Annotated in this window: 9 protein-coding genes and 2 riboswitches; of the genes, 1 reads left to right on the forward strand and 8 read right to left on the reverse strand. The window is 33.7% G+C overall.

What is annotated here, in order from left to right; translation table 11 throughout:
• Positions 1 to 265 precede the first annotated feature (265 nt).
• The 6 genes from BN3326_RS06180 to BN3326_RS06205 all read right to left on the reverse strand — a co-directional run bounded on the left by BN3326_RS06180 (position 266) and on the right by BN3326_RS06205 (position 6,655).
• Positions 266 to 814 (reverse strand): hypothetical protein, encoded by a 549-nt coding sequence (locus BN3326_RS06180; RefSeq protein ID WP_069998222.1) that lies wholly within the window; start codon positions 812 to 814, stop codon positions 266 to 268.
• Between the two features lie 14 nt (positions 815 to 828).
• The gene (locus BN3326_RS06185) at positions 829 to 1,602 is read right to left on the reverse strand and encodes a prepilin peptidase (RefSeq protein WP_069998223.1); all 774 of its coding nucleotides are present in this window, start codon (positions 1,600 to 1,602) and stop codon (positions 829 to 831) included.
• 95 nt (positions 1,603 to 1,697) lie between these two features.
• Entirely contained in the window at positions 1,698 to 2,204 is a 507-nt protein-coding gene (locus BN3326_RS06190; protein WP_069998224.1) for a type II secretion system protein, read from the reverse strand.
• A gap of 60 nt (positions 2,205 to 2,264) precedes the next feature.
• On the reverse strand, positions 2,265 to 3,479 hold the full coding sequence (locus BN3326_RS06195; protein ID WP_069998225.1) for a type II secretion system F family protein: 1,215 nt from the start codon (positions 3,477 to 3,479) through the stop codon (positions 2,265 to 2,267).
• Between the two features lie 407 nt (positions 3,480 to 3,886).
• Positions 3,887 to 4,954 (reverse strand): type IV pilus twitching motility protein PilT, encoded by a 1,068-nt coding sequence (locus BN3326_RS06200; protein WP_069998226.1) that lies wholly within the window; start codon positions 4,952 to 4,954, stop codon positions 3,887 to 3,889.
• An 18-nt stretch (positions 4,955 to 4,972) separates the two neighbouring features.
• The gene (locus tag BN3326_RS06205; RefSeq protein ID WP_069998227.1) at positions 4,973 to 6,655 is read right to left on the reverse strand and encodes a GspE/PulE family protein; all 1,683 of its coding nucleotides are present in this window, start codon (positions 6,653 to 6,655) and stop codon (positions 4,973 to 4,975) included.
• A gap of 342 nt (positions 6,656 to 6,997) precedes the next feature.
• Positions 6,998 to 7,080: riboswitch (cyclic di-GMP riboswitch) on the reverse strand.
• 253 nt (positions 7,081 to 7,333) lie between these two features.
• A riboswitch (Lysine riboswitch) is annotated at positions 7,334 to 7,509 on the forward strand.
• Between the two features lie 70 nt (positions 7,510 to 7,579).
• Here BN3326_RS06205 and BN3326_RS06210 point away from each other — a divergent pair.
• Complete coding sequence (locus BN3326_RS06210; RefSeq protein WP_069998228.1) at positions 7,580 to 9,319, forward strand: Na+/H+ antiporter NhaC family protein; 1,740 nt, start codon at positions 7,580 to 7,582, stop codon at positions 9,317 to 9,319.
• A gap of 670 nt (positions 9,320 to 9,989) precedes the next feature.
• On the opposite strand, the gene BN3326_RS06215 is transcribed toward BN3326_RS06210, so the two are convergent.
• Positions 9,990 to 10,910 (reverse strand): reverse transcriptase family protein, encoded by a 921-nt coding sequence (locus BN3326_RS06215; protein WP_069998229.1) that lies wholly within the window; start codon positions 10,908 to 10,910, stop codon positions 9,990 to 9,992.
• 2 nt (positions 10,911 to 10,912) lie between these two features.
• Positions 10,913 to 11,989, reverse strand: a complete 1,077-nt coding sequence (locus BN3326_RS06220; protein ID WP_069998230.1) for a hypothetical protein — start codon at positions 11,987 to 11,989, stop codon at positions 10,913 to 10,915.
• Positions 11,990 to 12,132: the final 143 nt, after the last annotated feature.

Consider the following 12,132-nt stretch of genomic DNA (forward strand, 5'->3'; position numbering starts at 1 on the left):
GCCTACCCACTGCCATACCCGAGTCAAGTCAAAAAACATCTCCTGCCTACCTCGCTATGCTCTATTATAAATAAGTTTATGGATAAGAAGATTTTCTCTATAAGCAATAAATTAAGTTGTAGGTATACTTGTTAAATCTAAAAAGCAGTCATAATTCTTGCCGCCATATTAAACCAAAAGTTGTTTATATAAAAACTGATTAAAATGTTATACTGAGTAATACTCTAATCATTTTCTATATAAATACCTCATAATAATTGCTTCATTAATCAATGCTATAATATCCTGTAACACCATTAAAAACAATTTTGGTTTCTGCTAGATCATAGGTCAATTTTATAGTAAGTTCTTCAATTTCTTGAGTTGAAAATTCATCAATCTTCAGCATAGAACCGTAGTTATCAAAATAGACAGTATGAATAACCTCTCTAAGAGGTACCTCTTCAGCAAATGTTTTTATATGTAATGCTTCCATAGTAATATGTATATTGTTTGAATTATCCTTATTTACTTTTCTTACTTGCCCGCTAGCTGTATCAAAAGACGGCGTTAATTCGTAACTATAATAATGACCTGACTCTAAGTCCTCAACCAACTCAAAACCATAAGACGAACTGCCCGTCATTTTCCCAGCAGTCATTGCACGCATTCTTTGAGTGGTAAGATCCAGGCACATCTCCTTAGCGAGTTTTCTAACCTCTTGCTTTCTTACCATTCCTACACTAGGAATAACTGCTATACCAATAATCCCTATAAGGATAACTATTATCATCATTTCTAAGACCGTAAATCCCTTGATGTCCTTTGCAAACATAGCCCCTCCTGATTTTAAAAGCCTATAAACCCTAAATACCACCCAATAATCCTATCTCCATAAAATAGTGCAAGAAGCGCCGCTATATTTAAAAATGGCCCAAATGGAAAAGGTTCACTTGCTTTTTTTCTATAGAATAACACAATGCCATAAAAAGACGCCAGTAAAGAAGCTATAAACATTGTAAAAAACAAAAGATTAACTGATAAATAAAGACCCAGCATCCCCATAAGCCTTACATCCCCAAAACCTAATCCTTCTTTTTTCAATAAAAGCTTTGCCCCATAAAAAAGCATCCCAAAAAGCCCATAACCCAATCCAGCTGCTAAAACAGCACTGCCTACAAGCATCATATCCTGATAAATCACTGCCTGCATGACTCTAAAAACAATACCAACACCTACGCCAAACATAATTATCTTCGTAGGCAGCAGCATATGATCTATATCAATCATTGTAAGCGTTACAAGTACTGCTGCAAAAACAGCATACATTATAGTTTCTATACTTAGCCCAAATTTCAAATACACTATGCCAAATAGCACGCCTGTCAATAGTTCAATAAGCATATAGCGACTGGCAATCTTATGCCCGCAATATCTGCATTTACCTTTTAGTATCAAAAAACTAATAACTGGTATGAGATCCATATATCCTAATGAATGATTACAATTCGTGCAGTGAGAACCTGGAAAAACAATACTTGTTTCTTTTGGTATACGATAGATGCATACATTTAGAAAACTTCCTATAATCATTCCAAATAATAAGATAAATAATATAGTCAATATACGTTTCTCCTTTAAAATAAGCAGACATCCTCCAGAATATCTGCTTATTTACATATTTTTTAATATCATACTTAAGTACTAGTGTCTATATATTATTTCACAACAATCCAGTCTTTATTAGAATCTTTAGCATCCATTTTTCCAGCTAAGGTCGCATAAACTGTACCTGATTTAAGTTCTAAAAAGCATCTACCATTAACAGCTTTAAGTATTGCATCACCAGACGTTGCATTAGTTTGTAATTTCAGTGCATATAGTGTCTCATCAGTTGAATTCGCCAAATCTTTCTTGTCAATGTACCCTTTGTCTACTAAAGCTTTTAACATTGTAGCGGTAACAGTTACTTCAGCTGTTTCAGGGTTTGTTGTTGGAACAAATCCTGTTGGATAATCTCCCAGTTCAGCTTTATAGACGTCAAATTGTCTTTGCAGTGTCTTAACGGATGTAATATCACTTGTTAATCTCGCTTTAGTGGACATATTATTAAATGTCGGAACCAACACAGCTCCTATAATCCCCATAATCGCAACTACAATAATTAACTCGATCATTGTAAAACCTTTTTCATTTCTTTTTCTGTTTGTATTTTCCCTATTCATTTGCTTCACTCCCTTATGTTTTTTATGAAATTTATTTATGTAAAGCCTTTTGGGCATTTACTACATCATGGCTGCTGCTGCTGTAAAAGTTGGTAAGATAACAGCCAGCATAATGCCTCCTACAATGAAGGCTATAAATATGGTAAGTATGGGTTCAATAAGTACCATGAGACTATCGATCGTTGTTTGTACCTCATCATTAAAATAGTTACCTATTTTAACCAGCATTTCATCTAAGGCACCTGTTTCTTCTCCGATACTAATCATACTATACATAATTGGTGGATAAATTTGACTGCCTCTTAACGCTTCATGCAGGGTATTGCCGTGTTTAAGTAGTTCTATAGCGTCATCTAATTCATCTTCTGCTATGGCATTATTGAGTACTTTCTTAATAATTTCCATAGCCTGCAGCATGGGAAGCCCTGAGGCTACCAACATTGACAAAGTTTTTGCAAATAATGCAGACATTGTCTTCTTATTAAGCGGACCAAAAAGCGGTAGCTTAAGTGACAGTTGATCGACGGTTTTTCTGCCCCCGGGTATCTTTTTTATGTTAAATCCCAGCACAGCCAAAAGTGCTGTGAAAATAATAATGCCTAACCAGTTGGCTGCAAAAAAGTTACTGAGTGCTATAACGATTTGAGTCGGCAGCGGCAGTTCAATATCTGCATCTTGAAACATGGCTACAAAGTTAGGAATAACTTTGACCATCATGACAAAGACCACAATGCCTACAACGACCAAAACCAGTGCTGGATAAGTCAATGCTTTTTTGAGTTTCCTTGTGGTGCCCAGCTGAATATCAAAATGATCTACTACTTGATTTAAGACCACATCTAAATTACCCGAAGCCTCCCCACACTCGATCATACTCACCAGTAAATCTGGAAAAATCTTTTCATCTGCTGCCGCTTCAGATAAGGTTTTACCCCGATTAACCTCCTCATGAAGATTCATAATATGTTTTTTTAAAGTCTTATGAGAGGCTTGCTCTGCACAAATCTCAAGCGATCTCCCCACGCTGATCCCAGCCTGAACCATCGCTGCAAACTGTTTGCAAAAAAATGTAATATCAGCCATTTTAATAGGCTTTTGAAAAAATGCTATATCTCCAACATCACTATTAAGTGCTGTTTTTTTACGAATAGAAAGTGGGTAAAGATACTTGTCCGCTAAAAATCGTTTAACTTGCTCTTCACTTTCTGTTTCTATCTCTCCTCTTACAACCTTATTCTTTAGTACATCCTTAGCCTTATATAAATAAGTTTCCAAGCTAGCCCTCCCTTCCTCTATACTCTTTTATTATGTAAATTTCGCTCTAATTATAAGCTCCATCAAGTTAAACTTTTTATATTTTGCTTTTTGCTCTTTATACACTTTATATGATTTATCAAAAATATAAGTCCCTACTATCGCTTTTAAAATGCGATAACCTTACCATTGTCAATGACTAGCAGGGGAGATTTTAGGGTTCGGCAGTTGCCTCTGAAGTATTTTGTTAAGAAAATCTTAGCAGTTTATTCAAATGGTTCTTAGGGAGACTGTTTGAGCGGCACTTATCCCTTGGGATAAGTCGCGAGTTTCGACCGTTCATTTGAAGAAAGTGCTTAGATTTTTAAAAATACGCAAGTGAGCAACTGGAGAACCCTAAAATTCTCCTGCGGACCTAATCCAACTTTTTAAAAGCGATCCACCAACCGTTTAAACTCCTCTTTAATCTGCGCATGATTCATCGCAATCTCTAGAGAAATCTTTCCTTCACGATAAAGCTTCACAATAGAACTATCCATAGTCACCATGCCATTTAATCCGCCTGTCTGAATCTGAGAATAAATCTGATGTGTTTTACCCTCTCTTATCATATTGCTAATAGCAGGATTACCGACCATAATTTCAAGTGCTATACATCTGCCTTTTACATCTGTACGGGGAATAAGCTGCTGTGAAATAACCCCTTTTAAAATATTAGAAAGCTGAACTTTAATCTGCTGCTGCTGATGTGGCGGAAAAACGTCTATAATCCTATCTATAGTCTGTGGCGCCCCTATCGTATGGAGCGTACTTAGTACAAGATGTCCCGTTTCTGCTGCCGTAATAGCTGTGGCGATTGTTTCCTGATCCCGCATCTCACCGACTAAAATAACATCTGGATCTTCTCTTAAGGCAGCCCGCAAAGCTTCTGAGTAATTCTTACTATCTATACCAATTTCTCTTTGATTCACAATACTATTTTTATGCTTATGCAAATATTCAATAGGATCTTCGAGCGTTAAAATATGCCCTTTTCTTTTTTCATTAATATAATTAATCATCGTTGCAAGCGTTGTTGACTTACCACTGCCTGTAGGTCCAGTTACAAGGACCAACCCCCTCGTATTATTAGAAAGTGTTTCTAAAATATGTCTAGGTAGTCCTAGTTGTTCCATAGATGGAATATTAATACCTACTGCCCTTAGGGCTGCAGCATAAGTACCTCTTTGCTTAAAAACATTGACTCTGAATCTTCCAATCTGAGGAATAGCGTAAGAAAAATCTACTTCTCCCCGTTCCTCAAATTTTTTACAGATACTTTCATCCTTCATCAACAACTGTTCTATAAGTTCTTTAGACTCTTTTGGCCCAAGAGCCGGCATATCCAAACGCATAAGATTGCCATTGATCCTTAGCGTGGGTGGAATACCTGTTGTAATATGAAGGTCAGACGCACCTCTATCATTAACGATTTCTAATAAGGCATCTATATTCATCATTTATCTCCTAACCCTCTACTGTTCATAAGCTATTCTTAGCATTTCTTCCATCGTAGTATGTCCACGGAAAACATTATAATAAGCATTATCCCACAAGGTACGCATGCCTCTTTCAACGGCTTTCTCTTTAATCTCATCCGTAGTTAAACTTCCGGCTGCTATGGCCTCTTGAAGCATATTATCTAAAACTAATACTTCATGTACGGCAATCCTGCCCTTATAGCCTGTATGGCTGCAAACACTGCATCCTCTAGGTTTATAAACTAGCGTACCCGCTTTAATTTTATAAATGAGCTCTTCTGTAGGTGTTACAGTGTGTTTTGTCTTGCAGTTTGGGCAGACCTTTCTAACTAAACGCTGAGAAACCACGCCTTTTACAGCTGCCCCTACCATAAAGGGTTCGGTACCCATATCAATAAGCCTCGCAATAGAACTTGCTGCATCATTAGTATGCAGTGTGCTAAGTACAAGATGTCCCGTTACCGCTGCTCTTATAGCAATACTGCTTGTTTCACTATCTCTCATTTCTCCTACCATGATTATATCTGGATCTTGTCTTAATATAGATCTTAAACAGCTTGCAAAGGTTAACCCTATTTTAGTGTTTACAGCTACTTGATTGATACCTTCTATCATATTTTCAACTGGATCTTCTACTGTCACTATATTAATATGATCATGATTGAGTTCTTTAAGTGCTGCTGAAAGCGTCGTAGATTTACCACTTCCTGTGGGTCCTGTAACCAAAATAATACCATGTGGATTTTTAAGCAGATTTTTAATCTTTTCAAAATCTTCTGGATGGAAACCAAGATCTTGTAATCCTAAGTTAGTTCCATTGCGGTAAATAAAACGAATAACTGTTTTTTCTCCGTAAACAGTAGGTAAAACACTTACACGCAGATCTACTTGCTGTCCATTAGAGTATTTTGACATTCTGCCATCTTGTGGCAGTCTTCTCTCAGCAATATCTAGACTGGACAAAATTTTAATTCTTGTTGTGATGGCATTAAGCATTTCTTTCTTTACGCGTTCCATTTCATGGAGCTGCCCATCAACTCTATACCGAATACGTACGTAATGTTCAAAGGGTTCAACATGCAAATCTGATGCCCCCTTTAAAATCGCTCTTTGCAGAAAATTATTCACTAATTGAATCATAGGTGCATTTTCTGCATTTTCATCTACTTCCTCTAAAATTTGTTTATGGCCTTCTTCTTGTAGCTGCCTCTCTGCCTCAAATACAATATTTTTAGTCTTAGCAGAAGTATAGGTTTGGTTAATAAGATTTTCGATCTCATGGGCTAGAGCAAGCAGCGGTATTATCTCCATTTTAGTCGAAAGCTTCAGGTCATCAAGCGCAAACATATCCAGAGGGTCTTTCATTGCAACTTTTAGTTTGGTGCCATCTAGCCCTACTGCAATAACAGTATATCTCCTTGCAACACCTTCAGGTACTTTAGATGCAATGTTATAATCTATTGTATATTTTTCTAAATCCATATGCGGAATGCCTAGCTGAAACTCTAACGCCCCTAATATGTCCTTATCAGTAATAATTCCCTTCTCAACTAATATCTCACCTATTTTTTTATTGGTACGATGCTGTTCTTCAATCCCCCAGTCTAATTGCTCTTTTGTAATCATACCCGTTTCATAAAGCAAATCACCTAATCTTTTTCTCTCTACCTTCTTCATAGGCATCTCCTTACACTCTATCTTACTTACTTTTAGCATTATTCACTCATTCTTAACATTTAAATCACTATTTTTTATATTTTGATACATACTTTGTATATTTTTAATTTTATTATAAGCGATTTTAATCATTTTACCAAGACTTTTAGAAAAATTAACCATCTTTAACATTTTCATCTAAATTTCTACAAAAATTTTATACTTTCTTTATTATGACCTATCCATTTTTTGATTTATAATCTTCACCATACACCCCTATAAGTTGGCAATATACTTATGCAGCGTCATTTTTATGTAAACTTTAGCGCGATTTTTAGATAAAAAAAACCAACAATTAGTAGACTAATTGTTGGCCGGTTGCACCATAAGCTCCAATTCTCCAGGTGCCCATCTACAGAGAATTCTTCATTGCTTCCAACTTTTTTCCGATTATATATTGCATTAAATAAAATCTAAAAATCTTTCTTTTTATATCAGAAAAAGCCAAAATATATGAAAACATTATCTTTTTCTTAATAAGGTAAATTATAACATATTTTTTCACTTTTAAGCAAGCAAACAATTAAATATTAAATATCAAAAAATTTTGCTATTTATTGATATATCTAGCGTTCTTAAATTGACGTATTGCATATAACATGATAAATTATATAGGAATAACATATCATTATGTTAGACTAAAAGGATAGAGGTGCGGTACTTATCAGTATATATACCAAGGTGAGCACAGTGACGTATATAGAAAGGAAGTATTGCCGAAGCATAATCCTATTGCTTAAATGGATTATGCTGGTACTAAATAAAATATATTTAGTACTGTCATACAATATTTTGTATGGAGAACTATCTACCATGTGAATTTACATATGAATCTCACATCCTTTTTGTTCTATACACATAAAACTAAAAAGGAGGATTTATGTTATGAAAAAAAAGAATTTTAAGGTACTTCTCACAATGATTTTTTTTATCACCCTTTTAGCAGCCACACAACTTATGGCTTCTGATGCTGTAGAAAATGCCAAGGCGGCCAATGCACTTAAATATGGCTTTTTAACACTCATTCCACCGCTTACGGCTATTGTACTTGCTTTTATTACAAAAAATGTTATTACTTCTTTATTCCTTGGTGTTTTATCAGGAACATTCATGCTTGCACTTAATGATAACAATGTTTTCGCATCTATTTATGTTGCTTTTGAAAAATTTACTTATGCAGCACTTGGGTCTCTGGCTGATTCTTGGAATGCCGGTATTGTCCTTCAAGTACTGACAATCGGTGGTCTTATTGCACTTATATCTAAACTGGGCGGGGCAAAAGCTGTGGCTGAATCCCTTGCAAAACATGCTAAAACGGCTAAAAGTTCTCAGCTTATCACCTGGGTATTAGGCCTTTTTATCTTCTTTGATGATTATGCTAATTCACTTATAGTTGGTCCTATTATGAGACCTGTTACAGATAAACAAAATGTATCCCGAGAAAAATTAAGCTTCATTATTGATGCAACAGCTGCACCTATTGCAGGAATTATGTTCGTATCCACTTGGATAGGTTATGAACTAAGTGTTATAAAAGATGGTTTTGGCCAAATAGGTCAAGAGATTTCACCATTTAATGTATTTATTGAAACGATTCCTTTTAGATTCTATAATATTTTAATGTTACTTTTTGTTGTTTTTCTTGTAGTAACACTTAGAGACTTCGGTCCTATGTATCAAGCTGAAAAACGTGCAAGACTTACTGGTAAAGTTATAAAAGACGGTGCCGTTCCGCTTATCGGCAATGAACTTGATGAACTTGTACCTAAAAGTAACGTAAAACTTTCTATATGGAATGCTATTATTCCTATCGGTTCATTAATTATAGGCTCTCTTCTTCTATTTTATTTTAACGGCAGAGGCGCAATCTTAGGTGGCGATGATGCTGAGATGATTGCCATACTGCAAAATTCACCGCTTTCTTTTGTAGCTGTTCGTGAGTCTTTTGGTGCTTCTGATGCGGCAATTGTTCTTTTCCAAGCTGCACTTATCGCTTCGATTGTTACAATCGTTATGGGGCTCATTCAAAAAGCATGGACACTTAAAGAATCTTTGGATATCTGGGTTATGGGGATGAAATCTTTACTTATAACAGGTGTTATTCTTATTCTTGCCTGGTCACTTTCTGGCGTTATTAAAGAACTTGGTACAGCACACTTTTTATCTAACTTCTTAGAAGGAGCTATTCCACAGTTCTTACTGCCTTCACTTATTTTTATCTTTGCTTGTATTATTTCTTTTGCAACAGGGACAAGCTATGGAACTATGGGTATTTTGATGCCTCTAACTATTCCTATAGCCCATCAAATCGGTGGAGGATCTTACGAACTTATTATCTTTAGTATCAGTGCAGTACTTTCAGGTGCTATACTTGGAGATCATTCTTCACCTATATCTGATACAACTATTCTCTCTTCAATGGGAGCAGCATGTGATCACCTTGACCACGTTAATACACAGCTGCCTTATGCACTAACGATAGGCGCCCTTTCTATTCTAGTAGGCTACCTGCCACTGGGTCTAGGACTTCCTATTTACATCGTGCTACCTGTGGCTATTCTTGTTACTTTCCTAATCGTAAGATTTGTAGGCAAACGTGTTGATACACCAGAAGCAACAAAATAATACGACTTATTATAGGGCAAGCGCTAAGCTTGCCCTATTTTTAATGCTTCATAAAATCATTTTAGTAAGTATAGCTTCAAATTTTTGTAAAATTAAATAATTAAATATTGCTAAGATTAACAAGGGGAGGGAGGAGAGTATCTTTAGACGCGACTTGGATACATGTGACGGAGCGGAGAAAGATAGCTCTCCTCCCTCCCCTTGCGGCCCTCATCCAAAACATCCCCTCCCCAACAATCCAGCCATAATTCATTAATCATTTTCCACAAACTAAAAAAGGCAGACCCGAAAGTCTGCCTTCTTCTTAAGCTATCCTAGATTTACTTATTTAGTCATTGCTTCTTCAATAGCAACGGTAACTTACATATTTCCAATGTTTTATCTTCAATTGTATATTACTTGTGTATTATTTTTAGATGCTGCAACTAACTTACTAATAACCAGTTGAATTGATAAATATTTAAAACTATCTAATGACATTAGCTTAGTGAATGCCTAGCTCTCCCATGTAAAACAATACTTTTATTAATACTATCCACTATTTAATATATTTTCTAATTACTTATTTCTCTAACAAGACTATTATTAGAGGCTTTTTGCCATATTCCTTTATATTTTTTTCACCTATTATCCATCATTAGGTATAGTAAATGAGTATATATACTTCTATCTAAAGATTATCTATTAGTTGTTTTAACTTTTCGTATCCCAACTCACGTACTATTGATATCATTTTATCAGAATAAATCTCTTCATATTTTATTCCCTCAACTGATAAAATAAATGACTGCATTCCTTTTACTTTATTTATTTCTCCCTGTAATCTAATATCCTTATTCTTTTTAGCTAAAGAAATTGCTTTATTATAAAGTTCATTCTTTCTTTTTCTTCCTACTGTAAGGCTTCTATTATTATCACTATCTTTACTAATAATAATCCCAGTAAGTCTTACATGGTTAGATCTATTCAAACTAATAATTTTTGTTTTTTCTTTATTAAGTTCTAATTTATATCTCTTTAATAAGGTTGTTACAGCATTAACTATATCAACCACATTGTAGTTCTCAGTATCCTTAAATGATATTATCATATCATCTGCATATCTCGTATATCGTATATTTTCCAAATGCATCTTATTTAAATATCCATATAAAATATTATCAAATTCTTTTAAGTAGATATTAGATAGTGTAGGTGAAGGAATTACTCCTTCAGCCAACCCTTTACTTGATATAGCACATGATTTTACTATTTTGTAACAAGTGTCTTTAGTAATAATTATTTTTGGCTTTCTTTTATTTATTTCTTTAAATAATAGATTAACCATCATAGTATGATTAATGCTAGCGAAAAACTTTTTTATATCCATATATATAAAAATATCATTATACATATGCATTTTTGCATTTAAAATGATAGATCTGTTTTTTATATACGCCTTAGCAAATTTAGACGGTATTGTTTCATCACATATAAATTTATTAATATGTTTATGTTCTTGCCTTAATTTTTGATTGGCTACATTATAAGATACAATTTTTCTATATCCTTTTTTTTTGGGAATATACTTAATTAATAATTCATCTTTCATAATTAATCTCCTAGAAAACTAATATCTTTTGTAGTATCTATTAATTTGCCTAATTCTGTATAAATAGGCTTAAATTCATGGCTAATAGAAAATCTTTCAGTTTTACTTTTTCGGGGTATTCTTACGAATTTCATAGCATGTAAAATATACAATACATACCCTACAATAGCCTTAGCATTAATGTTTTGGTATTCTATATCAGTGAATCTAAAACTATACTCACAATTTTTGTCTATCGCTGACTCTTGTTTCTTTATAGTATTTATCAATATCTCTTTATAAAGTTTTTCAGTCATTGAAACCGTATCTTCAACATTTGTAGCTCTTATTATATCTGTTCTAAACTCAGCTATTCCAAATAATGCTATTATTTGATATTTTACAGTTGCACTTTCTAATAATATTGTGCATCTATCTCTAGATTTATTAAAAAAATATGTGGTCGTTCCTTTGATGTATTTCTTATAAGTATTATTTTTAAAAGCTAACTGTATATTTTTCACCCTTGTATCGTTTATAAACTTGTTTATGTTGTTCCCTAAGTTGTTAGATATATTACCATTTAAAAACCTAGTATAATACCCTTTTTTATTCATTGAGGTTTTATTTACTTGTACTTGGGGATAAAAGGTTATATTTTTTATATTAATATCTTTATTAAAAAAAGCTAACTTTATGAACCCAGATATCTTATCTTCTTCCACATTTAATCTATCTGGCGTAATTAAACATAATTTATCTATTATATTAGGATTAGAAGCAAAAATTCCGAGTTCTGCAGCTGTAGATAAACTCTCATGTATTATAAATATTGTATCAGCTAATAGTGCTGTTAAGTTTTCTATCTGAAACAAATTAGTTAATCCAGTATCTCCATAAGTTAATGTTCTTTCATCTAATTTACTAAAGTTGAAGCTTTCTTCTAAAATTACAGCCTTATTACTTGGATCTGTTTCCAGAAAATTTTTCAAAATTCTTCTCTTATCACTAGGTAAACTTCTTTTAAAATATATCCCACATAAAAATATAATATTAAGATTGTTGCTTATTTCTTTTGTATTATAAGAATGTATATTCATTTATCCTCCTAAGAAAAAGGAACCCTACTGAAATTTGAAATATTTGTTTTGTAAATTGTTTTGATTTCTTTGCTCCTTGTAAGTACAAGAGTGAAGAAATTGAAATAATTTATCGTCAAAATTATGCGCGTAGCAAATACAAA

It is taken from the genome of Cellulosilyticum sp. I15G10I2, assembly GCF_900095725.1.
Lineage (GTDB): Bacteria > Bacillota > Clostridia > Lachnospirales > Cellulosilyticaceae > FMMP01.